At 46.2% G+C, this 17,476-nt stretch carries 14 protein-coding genes and 1 tRNA gene; 8 read left to right on the forward strand and 7 right to left on the reverse strand.

Features of this window, described 5'->3' with window-relative positions; genetic code table 11:
- Positions 1 to 3: 3 nt before the first annotated feature.
- The 7 genes from VGN67_RS00885 to tgt all read right to left on the reverse strand — a co-directional run bounded on the left by VGN67_RS00885 (position 4) and on the right by tgt (position 9,369).
- Positions 4 to 2,442: a GumC family protein gene (locus tag VGN67_RS00885; RefSeq protein ID WP_327484870.1), complete on the reverse strand. Its 2,439-nt coding sequence runs from the start codon at positions 2,440 to 2,442 to the stop codon at positions 4 to 6.
- On the reverse strand, positions 2,439 to 3,170 hold the full coding sequence (locus VGN67_RS00890) for a tyrosine-protein phosphatase (protein ID WP_327484871.1): 732 nt from the start codon (positions 3,168 to 3,170) through the stop codon (positions 2,439 to 2,441). Before VGN67_RS00890 ends, VGN67_RS00885 begins: the two co-directional genes overlap by 4 nt.
- A gap of 20 nt (positions 3,171 to 3,190) precedes the next feature.
- The gene (locus VGN67_RS00895) at positions 3,191 to 3,955 is read right to left on the reverse strand and encodes a polysaccharide biosynthesis/export family protein (RefSeq protein WP_327484872.1); all 765 of its coding nucleotides are present in this window, start codon (positions 3,953 to 3,955) and stop codon (positions 3,191 to 3,193) included.
- 9 nt (positions 3,956 to 3,964) lie between these two features.
- Positions 3,965 to 5,074 (reverse strand): UDP-galactopyranose mutase, encoded by a 1,110-nt coding sequence (gene glf, locus VGN67_RS00900; protein ID WP_327484873.1) that lies wholly within the window; start codon positions 5,072 to 5,074, stop codon positions 3,965 to 3,967.
- A 51-nt stretch (positions 5,075 to 5,125) separates the two neighbouring features.
- Positions 5,126 to 6,415, reverse strand: coding sequence for a nucleotide sugar dehydrogenase (locus VGN67_RS00905; RefSeq protein ID WP_327484874.1), 1,290 nt, complete (start codon positions 6,413 to 6,415; stop codon positions 5,126 to 5,128).
- 119 nt (positions 6,416 to 6,534) lie between these two features.
- The gene (locus tag VGN67_RS00910; protein WP_327484875.1) at positions 6,535 to 8,022 is read right to left on the reverse strand and encodes an OmpA family protein; all 1,488 of its coding nucleotides are present in this window, start codon (positions 8,020 to 8,022) and stop codon (positions 6,535 to 6,537) included.
- Between the two features lie 213 nt (positions 8,023 to 8,235).
- Positions 8,236 to 9,369 (reverse strand): tRNA guanosine(34) transglycosylase Tgt, encoded by a 1,134-nt coding sequence (gene tgt, locus VGN67_RS00915; protein WP_327484876.1) that lies wholly within the window; start codon positions 9,367 to 9,369, stop codon positions 8,236 to 8,238.
- A 185-nt stretch (positions 9,370 to 9,554) separates the two neighbouring features.
- On the opposite strand from tgt, the gene VGN67_RS00920 reads away from it, so the two are divergent.
- The 8 genes from VGN67_RS00920 to VGN67_RS00955 all read left to right on the forward strand — a co-directional run bounded on the left by VGN67_RS00920 (position 9,555) and on the right by VGN67_RS00955 (position 17,471).
- Positions 9,555 to 10,604, forward strand: coding sequence for a glycosyltransferase (locus VGN67_RS00920; protein ID WP_327484877.1), 1,050 nt, complete (start codon positions 9,555 to 9,557; stop codon positions 10,602 to 10,604).
- Positions 10,605 to 10,633: 29 nt separating this feature from the next.
- On the forward strand, positions 10,634 to 11,257 hold the full coding sequence (rsmG, locus tag VGN67_RS00925) for a 16S rRNA (guanine(527)-N(7))-methyltransferase RsmG (RefSeq protein WP_327484878.1): 624 nt from the start codon (positions 10,634 to 10,636) through the stop codon (positions 11,255 to 11,257).
- Between the two features lie 442 nt (positions 11,258 to 11,699).
- Positions 11,700 to 11,981: a hypothetical protein gene (locus VGN67_RS00930; RefSeq protein ID WP_327484879.1), complete on the forward strand. Its 282-nt coding sequence runs from the start codon at positions 11,700 to 11,702 to the stop codon at positions 11,979 to 11,981.
- A 245-nt stretch (positions 11,982 to 12,226) separates the two neighbouring features.
- A tRNA-Asn gene (locus tag VGN67_RS00935) sits at positions 12,227 to 12,300 on the forward strand.
- Positions 12,301 to 13,124: 824 nt separating this feature from the next.
- Complete coding sequence (locus VGN67_RS00940; RefSeq protein ID WP_327484880.1) at positions 13,125 to 14,816, forward strand: LamG-like jellyroll fold domain-containing protein; 1,692 nt, start codon at positions 13,125 to 13,127, stop codon at positions 14,814 to 14,816.
- Between the two features lie 33 nt (positions 14,817 to 14,849).
- A complete protein-coding gene (locus tag VGN67_RS00945) occupies positions 14,850 to 15,614 on the forward strand; it encodes a hypothetical protein (RefSeq protein WP_327484881.1) in 765 nt (254 codons plus the stop codon).
- Between the two features lie 9 nt (positions 15,615 to 15,623).
- Positions 15,624 to 16,757, forward strand: coding sequence for a caspase family protein (locus tag VGN67_RS00950; protein ID WP_327484882.1), 1,134 nt, complete (start codon positions 15,624 to 15,626; stop codon positions 16,755 to 16,757).
- A 66-nt stretch (positions 16,758 to 16,823) separates the two neighbouring features.
- Entirely contained in the window at positions 16,824 to 17,471 is a 648-nt protein-coding gene (locus tag VGN67_RS00955) for a hypothetical protein (RefSeq protein WP_327484883.1), read from the forward strand.
- The last annotated feature ends 5 nt before the right edge of the window (positions 17,472 to 17,476 follow it).

The raw sequence follows: 17,476 nt of genomic DNA on the forward strand, positions 1-17,476 counted from the left end.
AAGCTACCCCTTTTGGGGACTGAATATATTCTTAATCCGTTTTTTCCAGCCATTGGATGAAGGCGACAGGTAGCCGTTGTCGCGGTAGGCATAGTCGTAACGGTAGTGGCTGTATCCCGAGCCGTAGTAGGAGCCAGAGCTGAGGCTACTGTACAGGCTGTCAGGATAGAAGTCATTGACAATTACTTTTACCTCACTGATTCCGTACTCATCGGCCAGTTGCCCCGGCAGGTGGTACGACTCCTTCTCGGAGTAGAGCCACCGGATAATAAACAAGATATGATCGCTTTGGTTTAGCTGCGGCACACTGTCAGCAACCAGTCCGACGGGAGCAGTATCAAGCAGCACGTAATCGTAGCTGGCCCGGCAATAGGCCAGTAGCTCCTCAAATATCGGTTTCTGCAGTAATTCAGCCGGATTGAAGGGAATAGGCCCGGCCGGAATATAGTCGAGATTTTTAACGGTGGAGGAGTAAATATATTTGTCAAAATCAGATTCGGCCTCCTGTAGTAAGTTGCTGATGCCATGCCAGTTATGCTCATCAAAGTAAAGGTGGAGCCTCGACTTGCGCAGGTCCGCGCCTATTACAATTACGCGTTTCCCGATTTTGGTGAGCGACAGCGCCAGGTTAATGGTAACGAACGATTTTCCTTCGCCGGATTTTTCGGAGGTAATCAGGATCTGCTTGCCGGGTTCTACTTTTCCGGGTACATGGCTTTTGGAAAAGCTCAGCCGGGTACGCAGGGCGCTCATGGATTCAGTAAACACGCTTCGGTCCGACAGGAAAAGGGTAAGATCACGGCTGCTGTTGGTCACTTTATCCGGAAAATGGTGTACAATCCCCAACAAATTGACGCGCGGGTGTTTGTCTACCAGGGCTATATCAGTGAAGGAATGATTTAAATAACGGGCCGCCAGTACCGATCCTAAACCGAACGCTATGCCCAAAAAGACGGCCAGCGCAATAACTTGCCAGGGCTTGGGAGCTACTTTGTCCAGCACGGGCTGGGTAATAACCATAAAAGAAGGCAGCATCCCGGCGCGCTGAATGGAGGATTCTATTTCTTTGTTCAGCAGCAGGGAGTAAATATTCTGATTAACTTCAAAATTGCTCTGTAGGTAAATATAGTTTTTTTCCAGCGCGGGAATCTGGTTAAATCTCCTTTTAAAAACGGCAATATTATCGTTCAGGATGCGGATAGTACCCCCGTTTTTCTGCTTTTGAAGTTCAATATTATCCAGGATCTGGCTGCGGTACTTATTGAGCTCCTCGTCCAGATTTCGTACCGCGGAAGAGTTGGGACTGTACTTCACCAACAATTCCTTGCGTTGGGTAATCAGGGCATTGAAGCGGTCGAGCAAACCTACCAGCACCGCGTCGGTAGTACCATCCAGTCCTATTGACAGGTAATTGATTGGTTCAAAAGTACTGCCCAGGTTTCTTTCCAGCATGCTGATGTACGACTTCTGAATCTCCAGCTCGTTCTTCCGCTGCTCCAGCTCGCGTACCTTCGAGGTGATTTCGGTAGCCGACGAGCTGATATCCAAAACCTGGTTGCGTTGCTTAAACAGCTCAAGCTCGCGGGCGGCTTCTTTCAGCGAAGCCGAATAGATATCGACCTGGTCGTTGATGAACCGGATCGTCAGGTCCGACGATTGCTGCTTCTGTTTCAGATCATACTCCCGGTAAGCTTCCAGTAGCTTGTCAAGAAAGTCTCGGGTAAAGGTTTTATTGTGGTAGCGGAATGACAGCGACATCACGGGCATGGCCTGTTCTACTTCTTCCATGTCAATACGCCCCACCAGACTGGTAACCAGCCGGGCCGGATGATTGTACACAAATTCGTAGTTGTATCCGGCGGCGGTGGTAATCTCTTTTACTCTGAAAACCAACCCCCGGAGCGACACCACCGAGCGTTCCACCAGCCTGATAGGCACTTCGGCGTCTTCGGTTTGGTAGGTAAGAGTGAGGTCGTCGTGGAGTACAAAGGTACCGTGCTGGTACGTTTCGGGGTCGTAGCTGAGTACTTCCAGGTCGAGTGGCCGGGAGGGGTATACGTCAATGCGGCGGAAGTCTTTTAAACGATAAAAAGTAAAGGGGTACTCGAGCTTGCTGATGGCATTCTGAACCACCTCCTGCGACTTCACATTGTACTTTTCGGTGAGGTATTCGGTATTTATACCCCCCAGCAGATAGGTAGGCTGTGCATTGGAAAGGTTGTCCAGCTGGGACTGTTTGTCCTGGTACTTGATCGTGACCGAACCCACGAACTGGGGCGTAGCCAGCTTGAGGTACAAAAAACAAGCGATACCCGTAAAAAGAAGCGCACCTACAATCCAGTACCAGCGACTGGCAAATACCTTTACTAATTTTTGAAAATCAATAGAGTCGGAATTGCTGAGAAGCTGGTCAAAGAAAGCGCTGTCATTTTCGTTCTTCATGCTTTGTTAGCCTGTAGTAAAGTGTGGTTCAGCAGAGGTAAGCTACCCAGCAACTGGAAGTTCGGGTTCTGAACGGCCCGGTGAATGTACCGGTACTGAGCTGCCTGGTGCAGGTCGGTACCCAGGGCACCCACCCAACCCTGCTGGATCAGCCGTTCGGCCATGTCCTGCTCGGCGGCTCCGTACAATCCGCCCAGCGACAGTAAATTTACCTGAAAGATAACATTCATTTCATAAAGTTCCGTATACCTTTCCGGATGCCGGTGCCAGGGCCGGTACCGTTCCGGATGCGCCAGTACCGGTTTCCAGCCTTTGCTTACCAAAGCGCGCAGAATTTCCATGAAGAAAGGTTGCTCTGAACGCATGGAAGTTTCTACGAGCAGGTACCGGTCAAACAACGGAAGCAGGTCGTCGGCTTCGAGCAGCGTTATGAGGTAGTCGTCGGCGTAGTACTCGGCAGCATAGGTGAGGTGCAGGTCGGGCCACCGGCTCTCCACGACCGGCTGTATGGCCTGCCAGGCTTCCCGGATGGTATTGGTAGTATTCGGAAAAAAATCGGAACGGATATGGGGCGTAGCCACAATTCGGCGGATACCCGCTTTATAATGCAGGTCAATCAAAGCCAGACTGTCGTTCAGGGTGGCCGCTCCGTCATCAATACCGGGTAGTACATGAATATGCAGATCACTTCCCAATAAAGTCAATAGTTCATCAGGAGAAGTTTGCATAAGTACAGGGCGTAACGGTATTACCTCGTAAGAAGGTTAATAATAAGTACTGTAAGATTCATAACGGCCAGGATAGGCTGAATTATTATAAGGTTACGCTGGAATTTGATGGTACGCAGGGTTTCCCGCGAAGGGGGAACGTACACAATGTCATTATCATAAATATACTGATTCATAATGAGCGGGTCGCCTAACTGCTGAAAATCATACTCTACGGTACGTTGCTGGGTACCTTCGCTCCGAATCACCTGAATGGAATTGCCCGCTTCGGCGTACCTGATGCCCCCTGCTTTGGCCAGTATGTCGCCCAGCGACTGGTACTCTTTGTCGAGCAGAATGAGCCCCTGGTTATTGACCGCGCCCAGTACTTTTACCCGCAGGTTGGTTATTTCTACTTCAAACAACGGGTCGCGTACCACGTTGCTGTACAGTACCGAAAGCGTATCGGCTACCTGCTTTCGGGTAAGGCCTTCTACCTTTAGTCTTCCGATTTCGGGCATACTAACCAGTCCTTCTGAGCTGACTGCTACCACAAATCCGCCTTCGCTTCCACCGGCCGCCGTGCCTGCTCGTACCTGGTTGGGGTCCGGCATCAGTTCTGACAGCCAGTTAAGGTTACGGATGCGGAGCCGATCACCGGGCTTTATAAGATAGGCTCCCTGATCGATCATGATGGACGGAGGGCTAAGCTGAGAGGAGGTGATTCGGGGGGCTTCCTGCTGAGTACGGCAGGCACTCAGCAGGAGCATCACCACGAACACCCCACCTGGGCTTTTAAACATCATATTTTGTTTTTATTGGTTCCCAAAATGAACTTTTACTTTTTTTAACGCTGATCCTATTACCTGGTGCATATCATAGTAGCGGTATTCTGCTAACCGACCGCCAAAGATTACATGCTGCTCCTGCTCGGCCAGGGCTTTGTACTGACGGAAAAGCTGGTCGTTTTTATCATCATTGATAGGATAATAAGGCTCGGCTCCTGGTGAAAACTCCTGCGGGTACTCGCGGGTAATGACTGTTTTGGGTTGCGTTCCAAACTCAAAATGCTTGTGCTCAATGATACGGGTAAAGGGCGTTTCGGCATCTGTATAGTTAACTACCGCGTTGCCCTGGTAGTTTTCAGTATCCAAAATCTCGTCGTCAAAGCGCAGGCTGCGGTATTCCAGGGCACCAAAGCGGAAGTCAAAGTACTCGTCAATTTTTCCGGTATATACGATGGTATCGGCCAGTGCGCCAAGCTCCTCCCGGTGGGCGAAGAAATCCACTTCCAGCCTTAGTTCGACCCCTTCCAGTAGGCCTTCGGTCAGCTTGTTGTACCCGCCAATGGGTATACCCTGGTAGCGGTCGTTGAAGTAGTTGTTGTCAAAAGTAAACCGAACCGGTAGCCGCTTGATAATAAAAGCGGGCAGCTCCGTAGCCTTACGTCCCCACTGTTTTTCGGTATAGGCTTTTATCAGTTTCTCGTACATATCTACGCCTACCAGCGAAATAGCCTGCTCTTCCAGGTTGGTGGGCTCCTTTATACCGGCTTCTTTGACTTGCTCGGCTATTTTGGCCTTGGCTTCGTCCGGTGTGCGTACCTTCCACAACTGGTAGAAAGTATTCATGTTGAAAGGGAGGTTATATAACTCTCCGTTAAAATTTGCTACGGGGGAATTGGTGTAGCGGTTAAATTCCACAAATGAATTAACGTAGTCCCAGATATCCTTGTCATTGGTGTGGAAGATATGGGCTCCGTACTTGTGTACATTAATACCTTCCATATTTTCGCAGTAGGTATTGCCGCCAATGTGGTTACGGCGGTCAATAACCAGGCATTTTTTACCACGTTTGGTAGCTTCGTGTGCAAATACGCAGCCCCAAAGTCCGGCTCCAACGACCAGATAGTCGAATTCTTTCATAAATGTAAATAAAATGTTTGTTGTATGATGTAGGCAATTTGTTAGTGAAAGTTAGAGACGCCAGTACGTCAGGTGCTGGTTTTGGTTGGGGTAAAGCCCTTTCAGATCCATCAGGATGGCGTCTGGCTGACAGATGGCTGTAAAATAATCGTTCCCCAACTCCTGGTACTCATCGTGAGCCACAGCCACGACCACCGCGTCGTAGCGGTTGGAGGGGTTGTCGACCAGCGTCAGGTTGTACTCATGAGCTACTTCATTGGGTGAAGCATGCGGGTCGACGATATGTACATGTACCGAGTACTGCATCAGCTCTTTAACCAGGTCGGCCACCTTTGAATTGCGAATATCGGCTACGTTTTCCTTGAAGGTAATGCCCATCACCAGTACCCGAACGCTTTGCGGGTTTTTGCCTTTCTGAATCAGCATTTGCACCAGTTTTTTGGCCACAAAAGCCGGCATGGCATCGTTAATGCGCCGGCCGCTGTTGATTACCTGCGGGTCGTAGCCGAGCTGTCTGGACTTGTGAAGCAAGTAATACGGGTCAACGCCAATGCAGTGCCCACCCACCAGTCCGGGGTAAAACCGCAGAAAATTCCACTTGGTACCCGCGGCTTTTATTACCTCCTGCGTATCTATGTCCATCCGGTCAAATATGATGGCCAACTCATTCATCAGGGATATATTCAGGTCGCGCTGGGTATTTTCGATAACTTTGGCGGCTTCGGCTACTTTAATGGTGGGAGCTTTGTAGACCCCCGCCCTGATAACACTACCATAGACGGCCGCAATTTCCTCCAGCGCTTCGGTATCGCTGCCCGAAACAATTTTCAGAATATCGGGCAGAGCGCGGTTTTTATCACCCGGATTGATACGCTCCGGTGAATATCCTATTTTAAAGTCCTGCCCAACTTTCAGGCCCGAGTGCTCTTCCAGCAGGGGAAGGCAGTCGTCTTCGGTACATCCCGGATACACCGTCGATTCAAAAACAACGAAGTCGCCTTTCTTGAGAGCTTTCCCTACCAGCTCCGAGGCCTTTTGCAGCGGCTTGAGGTCAGGTACCTTGTAGGCATCAACGGGGGTAGGTACCGCTATGACAAAGAAGTGCGCCTGCCGGAGGTCATCGCCGGAGCTGGTAAAGCAGATTTCTTTGCCTTCGAAGTCTTCGGGACTGATTTCACGGGAGGGATCAATGCTCTGCTGCATGCGCTCAATGCGTTCCTGATTAATATCAAAGCCGACGACACTGAACTTGTTAGCAAATTCAAGAGCAATAGGAAGTCCTACGTACCCTAGCCCAATGACAGCTATTTTTCTTTCTTTTGCCAGTAGTAAATCGTACACAAGGATAGTACTTAATAGTCCGTTTTTTAGGAAAAGGCTCACCTTCATTTGATGAGGTGACTGAAAAAAGGCTCCCCGCGGGGAGCCTTTTTCTTAGTAGTAAGTAGCAGAGGCCTGTATTAAGGCAGCAGTTTCAGTTCTACGCGGCGGTTTCTTTGCAGACCGGTGCGGGAAGTACCATCAGCAATCGGCTTGAATGAACCGAAATAGTCAACAATGATCTTGCTGGCATCCTGTAAGCCTCCTTCGTTAACCAGGAAGTCACGAACGGCATCTACCCGGCGGCGCGACAAGGCCATGTTGTAGCGGTCAGAAGCGCGGCGGTCAGCGTGGCCGGCCAGTTGCAGGCGGCAGCCCGAGCGGTTCATCAGGGTAGCTACGTTGGTGAGCATCTCGCGGTACTCAGGCTTGATGATACTCTTATCGGTATCAAACATCACGTTGGTGAATATTTCGCTACAGGTAGCACCCGAGGCTATCGCATCCTTCACGTACCGGTCGAAGTCTATAACGCGACCGCTACCATCTACTACACTACCGGCGGGTGAGTTAGGCTCTTTGTCAAAAAAGTCAGATACACCGTCACCGTCAGTATCAAGCAGCAGACGTGGGTCAATATCAGGCGGACGATTGGCTTTGGCTACCGAATCCATTTCTTCCAGGGTCAGGATCTTAGGCGGCTTTACGAGCAGCTTGGGATCGGTGTAGCGCAGGTGATAGAAGCCCTCCTCAGGCGTGTACTCGTATTTGCCATCCGTTTTGGTTACGCGCAGCGGGTTTTTGCCTAACTTATAGGTAAGCATCACAGCACCGTAGCCGTACTTGTCCAGTGCCGAATTACCCCGGCGGTTGGTAGTGAAGCCGTTAATGTTGGTTCCGTCGTTGGGGTCTCTTGAGAAATCTCCGCCGAAAGTGGCATCTACAATATCCGAATTAACGTGATTGACGCGGAAGTCAATGCCCAGATCCAGACGGCGGCTCAGCTCATAGTTGAAGGTCATACCCAAAGGAATGATCCAGTCATTGGTGGCGCCATTGGTACTGCGCAGGGTTTGTCCGGTACCCAGTTCGTAAGCGGTAGAGTTATACCAAACCTGACCGGCTCCCACGTAACCATCAATTTTCCAGTGTTTCATTTTGGTGCCGCCAAAGAAGAGGCCTTTTAGATTGACAGTAGCTGCCACAGCAAAATCCGTATAGGAACTACGGAAGTAGCGGGAATATAAGCGACGCTTCATACCGCGCAGGGCGCCGGCTGTTACGTCAGCCCGTAGCCCAAATAAATACGTAAGTTGCTTGTTCAGCGTTATTCCCCCCTGAAATGTTCCCCACTCGCTGTAGCTGTCCGACGAATTTTCGGTAACCGGTTTGAAATCATACTCTCTGAGGTCGCCAAAGAATTGAGTAGGTCCGCCATGGATGGAAATAGACCAGGTATTCAACTTATAGGGGCCTTCGTAAGCAGCATTAGGATTGTAATCCGGTGAGTTCGGCTGTGTGGGCTGCGTCAGAGGCGGTTGCTGTGAGCTTAATGGCTGTGCGCTCAATGGCAACGCCATTAGTGACCCCAGGGCAAGCGAACTAATCAACAGGGATATTTTTTTCATACTATACAGGTTAGCGTTATGAGATGAACAAGGTTTCTGTTTTAATAACAACCGTACGGCCTAACAGTTTATTTGACCGTATTACGCTTGCCACAAAAGTAGGTTAACCCTATGAGTTAACCAATTTATATTGGTACCTAAAATTAGCCTAAATGCTTTAATTTCCTAAATTTCCGGAATTTTACCCCGAAAAAAAAGCGCATTCGTTAACTTTCAAAGGCGTTGCATTATCTTTTTCTCAATTTCACTTTTCCAATTTCGGAAGTGACCCTCCACTATTTTCTCTCTTGCCTGGTTGACTAACCACAAATAAAACGTTAAATTGTGGACGCTGGCGATCTGAGCACCGAGCATTTCGTCGGACTTTATCAGGTGGCGAAGGTAGGCTTTTGAATAAAAGGTACTGGCATATCCTCCCAGGTTTTTATCAATTGGCGACAAATCATCCTTCCACTTCTCATTCCGGATGTTGATTATCCCATCTGTGGTAAAAATCATGCCATTGCGGGCATTACGGGTAGGCATAACACAATCGAACATATCTACACCCAGCGCTATGCCCTCCAGAATATTAGCCGGGGTACCTACTCCCATCAGGTAGCGGGGTTTGTCTTTGGGCAGAATATCGCACACTACCTCAGTGAGTTCGTACATGATGTCGGCCGGCTCGCCAACCGATAGCCCCCCGATGGCGTTCCCTTCCCGACCAAACGACGCAATGGTTTCGGCCGACTGCTGTCTCAGATCTTTATAAACGCTGCCCTGCACAATGGGAAAGAGTGTCTGGCTGTATCCGTAAAGTCCTTCGGTATGGTCAAAGCGGTCGCAACAGCGTCGTAGCCAGCGGTGTGTCATCTCCATGGACTGCTGGGCGTAGCCATACTCGCAGGGGTAAGGGGTACACTCGTCAAAGGCCATGACTATGTCCGCGCCGATGACCCGCTGGATGTCCATGACGCGCTCGGGGGTGAAAGTGTGGAGGGAGCCGTCAATGTGGGACTTAAATGCCACACCTTCTTCGTTGATTTTTCTCCCCGTTCCGGCCAGCGAATAGACCTGATACCCGCCGCTGTCGGTCAGGATAGGCCGCTGCCAGCCGTTGAAGCCGTGTAATCCCCCTGCTTTCTGGATAATATCAAGACCCGGCCGTAGGTAGAGGTGGTAGGTATTCCCAAGAATTATCTGCGCTTTAATGTCATCCCGGAGCTCGCGCTGGTGTACCGCCTTAACCGTTCCGGCCGTGCCTACCGGCATAAAAATAGGCGTCTGAATGGTGCCGTGATCGGTCTCAATCCGGCCGGCACGTGCTTTGGTGGAGGTATCCTGCGCTTCTAAAAAAAAATTCATTCGGCAAGTTGTTGTTGTAGCCGCAAAAATAAGAGGATGCTCTTAAAGAATCCTGACAATGACTGTATATTTGCCAAAACTTGGTGCGACTAATCCTTTACTGCGTGGCGGAACTTTTACTTGCTCTTCTCGGATTTTTTATTCTGATACAGCTCTTCTACTATTTGTTTGTGTTCGCCCGTCTTATGGGATATAAACAGTACACGGAGGCCGCTCCCGGCGCTCCGGCCGTTACTGTACTGGTGTGTGCGTGGAATGAACTGGAAAACCTGACGGAACTCCTCCCCCTGCTGGATGCCCAGGACTACCCGGAGTTTGAAGTACTGGTACTGGACGACCGCTCCTCCGACGGTACCCATGACTTCCTGAAAAAGCACGTATTTGACTGGGAATACGTGCGCTTTATCCGAATTGATACCGAGCACAAGCACATTACCCCTAAAAAGTACGCGCTGTCGGTTGGGATGAAACACGCCCGCTACCCCATTGCCCTGATGACCGATGCCGACTGCCGTCCGACGGGTACCAACTGGATCACGAGTATGGTAGCTCAGCTATCGGACGGAAAAGACATAGTACTTGGTTTCTCCCCTTATATAAGGAAAGCAGGGCTGCTGAACTGGTTTATTCGTTGCGAAACTTTCTATACGGCTGTTCAGTACCTGTCGTTCGCCCGGACCGGGTGGCCTTACATGGGCGTGGGTCGCAACCTGATGTACCGTACTTCGCTTTTTTTTGCCACCAAAGGGTTCTACACGCACAAGGGAGTGGTAGGTGGCGACGACGACCTGTTTATGAATCAGGCAGCTACTCCTGAGAATACGGCTATCAACCTGGACCCCAATTCTTTTATGTACTCGGTGCCCAAAACCAGCTGGAATAGCTGGTTTGTCCAGAAAAAAAGGCACCTGTCGGTAGGGAAGCTCTACAAAGCGCGGTATAAATTTCTGCTGGGACTGCTTTCGGGCTCGCACGTGGGGGTATGGGTCGTTGGCCTGGCCTGCCTGGTATATGGTATTTACAGTCAGGACCTGCTCTTTCTGCAGATACTCGGCGGAGCCTTTGTACTGCGGTGGCTGGTGCAGGCTATTGTACTGGGGAGCATTAATAAACGCCTCGACCGAACCGTGGAAGTATACAGCTTTTTGTTCATGGACCTGGCCTTTTTTGTTTACTACCTCTTTATGGGCTTTATGCTGCTCATCCGGCGCAAAGCCAAAGTACAGTGGCGTTAACGGCCGGAAGAAGTTAAATAGAAAATCGAATGGAACAACTACTGCATTACTTTCCGGACCTGACCGCTACCCAACGCCAGCAACTGGCGCAGATGGACGAGGCCTACCGCTTCTGGAATGCGCAGATCAACGTTATATCCCGGCAGGACATTGATACGCTCTACGAGCGCCACATACTACACTCGCTGGGTATTGCCAAAGTAATCCGGTTCAAGCCCGGTACCACTGTGCTCGACGTAGGTACGGGGGGCGGCTTTCCCGGTATACCCCTGGCCGTAATGTTTCCGGAGGTACAGTTTCATCTGGTCGATAGTATCGGCAAAAAAATAAAGGTAGTGCAGGAGGTAACGCAGGCGCTGCAGCTCAACAACGTAAGGGCGGAGCAGGTGCGGGCGGAAAAACTAAACGATACCTACGAATTTGTGGTGAGCCGGGCCGTTACCCGCCTGAAACCCTTTGTAGGCTGGGTAAGGCAGAGCATCAGCCGTAACTCTTTCCATGATCTCAAAAACGGCGTGCTGTACCTGAAAGGCGGCGACCTCACCGAAGAAATCGAGGAGCTGGGACGTAAGGTAAATACCTACGAACTTTCGGACTATTTCAGCGAGGATTTCTTTGCCACCAAGAAGGTAGTTCACGTACCACTGGCCTGATTGAGCCATTTTCTATCCATTCATACTTTCCTTCCGGAAACCATAAAAGGTCTTTTTGCTGCAATTCGTCTTTCGATAAATACCGTTTGTCGAAACTTTCCCGATTCCTGACCGGCGATCCTGTAATTTTGGTATCAACAAAGCAGCAGAAAGTTCCTGACGCTTGCAGCTCAACCGGGCTTTAACCGGGTACCAGCTGAAAATTCTCTTAACTGAATTGCGTAAGAGTACGATTTAACCCACTATACACACACTAGTAAGTACACATACACACACAGAAGCAAGCACACACTATCAATTTGACATCAGATTCTATGCATCAGTGCCAGTCCCCGACTGGCACTGATGTTTTATTTTAGAGGTACTACAAGTTGGAACCCCGCCGGATTGTACCGTATATTTGCCCGTTAGCAGTAACTAACCTAAACCAGACCCAATTAGCATGAATGAGCGATTCAAAGCAAGTAGTTTAAAAAACCCGATGTTTCCGGACGAGGTCATTTTTGGAGAGAAGGGCGTTACCTTCAAAGTCCGTAAAATGTTCAGCAGCACCGACAACTTCGTGTTCTATAACGATATATCCGGGGTTGAGATCGAAAACGGGGTACTATTCGCCACCATTCGTGTGATTCCCCGCATGCGGCCCGAAATAATTATGAATAATTTTAACAAAGGAGACGCCAAGAGAGTCAAGGAGTTAATCTTAGAGCACGTCCGGAACTAATATTTTTTTGGGCAAGGTATTGCACTGTACTCAAAGAGTCCCTAAATTTGCACCCACAATTCAGAATAACAACTGGATTGGGGACACCCCAACTGCTCACAGGACGTTGCCAGTCGCCCGGAGCATCTGATCACAGCAGAGGGTATCCACTGGCATACATACTCCCGAATAGCTCACAAAACGTTTGCCGGTCGTTTAGAGCATCTGACTGTTAGTCATAGGGTATCATCTCCGGCACTACATACTCCCGAATAGCTCAGTCGGTTAGAGCATCTGACTGTTAATCAGAGGGTCGCTGGTTCGAGCCCAGCTTCGGGAGCCTGAAAATGAGCCACTTAGCAACAATGTTAGGTGGCTCATTTCTTTTAGGTCGCCAACAGACTCGCCAACAAATTGAGGTCTTCTCTTTCAGAGCATATTAAGATTTATTCCCTAAGAGGGTGTTGGGAAATAAATTTTGGCAGGAATAGTGAATGCGTTGCAACATAAACTGAATGTTGGCCAAATAGAACCAAGCAATAGAAGAAGATACAGTATATTCATAATCTTTGACTATCCTCCGAAAAAAGCGGATCGCCCTTTAGATTTGTAGTATGACATGATTCTAAGATTTGGTAACTTGCCTATTGCTAATCAGAGAGAGGCAAGTGAACGGGTCGCTGAGGGAACAGACCTAAGCTCCGAACGGTATGCGGTCGCTGTCAGCACCCCGCTCTGTTTGACTTGCATCCGCTCGGATAGAAAATCGGGTTTGCAGCCCAAAGGGTTTGAGTAAAGGAAAGTTAGATGGTGATCTAACTCAAAATCAAATCACTTTATGGAAATTCGCTATTCCTTTTTACTTGCGCAACTTATAACCTGCATATCGTTGGTTATAAGGTACTTATCTTGTTGTTAGCTTCGAGTATGATTCCATTTATTAAAAAAAGGTTTGCTTAAAGTGCGTCCCAAAAGATTAGTGACTATTTTACCACTTGCTTGTTTAAAAATTTCTTGCAATATTTATTCCCCCGCATAATATTCATTACTCAGTTACTTTTAATAGTCTCCCCGCTATTTGTACATAGTTCTGTGCAAGTTGCGGCTGTTTAATAGATGCCAAAGCCTCATTTATGAGGGCTTTATAGTATATATTCACGCTATATGAAAATAAATTTACCTAGCACTGCTTTATCCCTATCTATATATCTAAGCCTTTCTATCTCAGCAGTATGGCTACTAGGATGTTACGGCTTTGACCTACCTAAAAGGGAGTTTCCAAAGTGTGATCAAACCCCTGTACAATTAAATATTCAGTCAAATCTCTTGACAGTTGATTTATCACTAACCTCAAAAAATAGCTCCATAGATAAAGTTGAGTGGTTTTTTGGGGATGGGAAGTATGTTACGACTTCTACCCTTCAAACTAAACACACATTTTTAAATCCTGGTACTTACAAAGTAAATGTTACAATAACTAATATATGCGGGGATGTTACAACACTGACAAAGGATATATTAGTAGAGAATATTATTGCTCCAACTGTAATCACTGAGGAGCCAGCGAATGTAAGTACATCAATGGCTACGATACGAATGGCTATAAGTAGCAATGGAAACGGTCAGATTACCAGATATGGAATATGCTATTCTACGACTAATAGCACTCCTCTGGTAGAATCTGATGCAACAGTCAAAACAGAAGGAAACCTTCCTAATAATTCTTTTGCCACATTTTCCTTATCTAATTTAGTTCCTAACAAAACATACTACGTACGCGGTTATGCTTCGAATAGTGCCGGTACTGGCTATGGTAGTGTCAAAACGTTTCAGACAAGAGCTTCCCCTGTTGTGACAATAGTTAATGTTAGTTCTATCGGAAGAAATGAAGCAACCGTTACTTTGAAACTTGATGACGTAGGCAATCCCCCAGCTACTCATGTTGGAATTATTTTTTCACCCACTAATTCTGCCCCTACTTTTATTTCAAATGACAAACAGTATATTCAGGTGCCTGCTAATTCTGCTGGTATAAATACGTCTATTAAGTTAACATTAAAGCCAAATACTTCCTATTTTTATAGAGCTTTTGCAATCAATGCCATAGATACAAGCTATAGTAACATTAACAAACTGACTACACTCGGGGAGGATCTCACTCTTGGGCAAATTGCTTATTATCCTTTAAATAATTCTGGAAGAGACGATAGTGGCAATAAGTACAATGGTCAAATTCAAGGAGCTTCCCCTACCTCAGACCGTTGTGGCAATCCCAATATGGCGTATTCCTTAGATGGTATTAACGATTATATTATTCTTCCTTATACTCCAACGAATTTGCTTTCCTACTCTTTCTCTGTGTGGGTAAATGTATCAGATCCAAATCAGGGACCGGTAGCAATTAGTCAGTTTAGAGGTTTGGAAAGAAGTATTGATAGCCCTGCCAAAAGTTTAAGTTTATTTTTTGATAAGGATATAAATGATAATAATGCTTTCAAATTGAATTTTGGGCTAGATGGAGATCATATACTGAAAACTATTAAAGTACCCTTCTCCTCGCTTTTAAATCAATGGGTTCATGTAGTAGCTGTATGGCAAGGAAGTGCGAATACTTCAATTGAACCAAATCAAATGAAGCTTTATCTCAATGGCACGCAGGTTATGGGTACTAATTATAGAAACTCTGAACGAGGAGGAAATGCTCCACTGTCAGCGACAAGCACAGTTATATTTGGTTATCACCAAGTATGGAACCGTTATTTCAAAGGTAAACTTGATGATATCAGAATTTATGAGAAAGCTTTAAATGATGCAGAAGTGATGCAATTATGGCAACAAGAAAAGAGTTGCCTTTAACTAGTCATTGTACAAAAAAGTACCAGATATTACATGAAGCCATTTAACCTTTTCTTTTTTATCTTACTACTATGGTCAAGTGAAAACAATTTACTATTTGCTCAGCCTATAGTATCAGATATTCGTGTGGAAATAGATGTGCAAAGAGTAAAAGTAACATATAACATTTCAGATGTTTCAGTTAAAGACTCAGTATATCTTCAAGTGGAAGGCAAAAAGCAAGGCTTTCTTAAAATGAAAACACTAAGTGGCGATATTGGCAGAAATATAACAGCAGGTATAAACAAAGTAATAGTTTGGGAATATGCTCTGGATGGTGAACAACTTGATGAAGAAATCAGACCTATAATTGGAATTGTAGAATTTAAAGAACCTAAGACAGTTGATTCAATTGGTGGTGGTCCTATAAATGCGCTTATCTCCGTGATTGCACCTGGAATAGGCAATATTTTTGTTCAGCCGTATAATAAGATAGGCTTAAGGCCCCTTATAACAGTGGCTTACGGTGGTTTGCTTGGATACAGTATACTACAAAAGAAAAGGTCTAATAGTCAGTATAGCCTCTATCAAAGTGAACGTTATGAGCGAAATGCCCAACCTTATTATAATAAAGCTAATAAGTCTCACCATGAATATTTGATAGCCATGAGTATGGCGGCATCTATACTTGTTACTGATGTAGCTTATACTTTCTTTAAAGGTCTTAGCAACGATCGGAAAAAGCGAAATATTAAACAAGGGATAACACTAAGTTATGCAGATAAGACGCCAATGATAGGATTAATGTTAACTTTTTAATTTTTGAGTATGAAAAAGATAATAATAATTTTTTGTATATTACATATAGCACTTTCTGCAATGGCACAGAAAGGAGCATTGAAATATAAAGGTGATTGGGTGCAATCAAAATTAAAAGTTCAAGCCCCTACTCAAGCCCCTACTATTGTTTGGCAAAACCCCCAAATTCAACAGTTAACAGTAGAGCAAAATAATTTTACTTTATCGGTTTGTGTGCAGTCAGACGCTCCATTAATCGATTATCATTTCGTCCATAATGGTAAAACCATAGGCGGACCAACTCGTGGTTTCAAAAAAGTAAATTGTGGCCAGGAAATCACTCAAGAACTCTCATTGGTTCAGGGTGCAAATGAAGTGCATTTTGTTGTATCTAATTCTGGCGGCGCTACAACCTCCAGTTCATACTACATTACTTATAATGCTGTCTCTCCTTCCTCCAATGCAGTTGCGGCTGAAACGTCGGCTCAAAAGCGTGTGGCTCTTATTATTGCAAATGAGGCATATCAAAAGTATCCCTTAAAAAACTCAATAAATGACGGACAAGCAATTAGGGAGCGACTTGAAAAGCTAGGATTCACTGTAACTCTTCATGAAAACCAAGGCCGGAAGGATTTAAAGAAAACAGTTGATACATTTACAAATAGCTTGACTGACAAAAGTATTAGCCTTTTTTTCTATGCCGGTCATGGACTTATGGTTAACGGTGTCAATTACATACAACCAGTAGACACTGACCCAACAGCTGAAGCAGATGTAGAATTCGAATGTTTTCCATTACGACAGCTAATCGCCCGTATGGAAGAGACCAATCCCAGTGGTTCAAATCTGGTATTCTGGGACGCTTGCCGGAATAATCCCTATCGCTCCTGGCGCAGAGGCGCTGGCGAACCTGTTTTTGCACCTACCAATCCTCCGGTAGGGACCATGATTGTTTATGCTACTGAGCCAGGCAAATCAGCTCTGGATGGAGATGAAAAAAATGGGCTTTTCACAAGTGAACTAATCAAACATATTGATGTACCAGGACAGGATATATTTGAATTAATAGATAAAGTGGACAGAGGCCTAGAAGTAAGAGGCTATAAACAGCCCCCGTATATTGAAGGGCGATTACGTGGAAAATTCATTTTTAAATATCAGTAAGTATTTGCGAGCTTTTTAGCCCTCATGCTACACATTATCAAGATAAAATTTTAATTATTATAAGCTATGCGCACATCACTATACTATTTTACAATGCTTATATTCTCTATAAGCCTAAGCCCTGTTTCATCATTTGGCCAGGGTCAAAACGACCCATTGCCAGTTGATCAGGATGGTAATGTCAACGAGGACAAACTGAACCCAAAACAATTAAGAGCGTTTCAGGAGCTGGTAGAGTTTAAGGTAAATGAATTTCAAACCTTCTTAACTATCATTTCAGATCCTAAACAGTCTGATCAGACTCGTGAACTGGCTATTGAGAACGCTCTACGACTTTTTATGCCTAACTCTACTATGCAGGTTGGTTCTGTCAAGACTAAAACATTGATCAAAGAGTATCCACTTTCCATATATTTAAGACGCTTAAAAAATCTCGAAAAAAAATACTTCGATATATCGATAACGTTCTATGATTTAGCCCTTATCAACGACTGGGAAAAAACGAACACCGGATATGTGACCACTGCTACTTACTTTCAACGCTTTCAGGGTAAGGGTAATAATGGAAAGATTATGTATGAAGATAAAACAAGCAAAAATATGGACGTTGACCTTCGCAATCGTAAAGATCCTTTTTATGAAGAAAACAGATGGACTGTACTACTAGGTGATATACGTGTAGCAGAAATTACTCCAAAGAAATCTGTGCAATAGCACCT

Source organism: Telluribacter sp. (assembly GCF_035998675.1).
Lineage (GTDB): Bacteria > Bacteroidota > Bacteroidia > Cytophagales > Spirosomataceae > Telluribacter.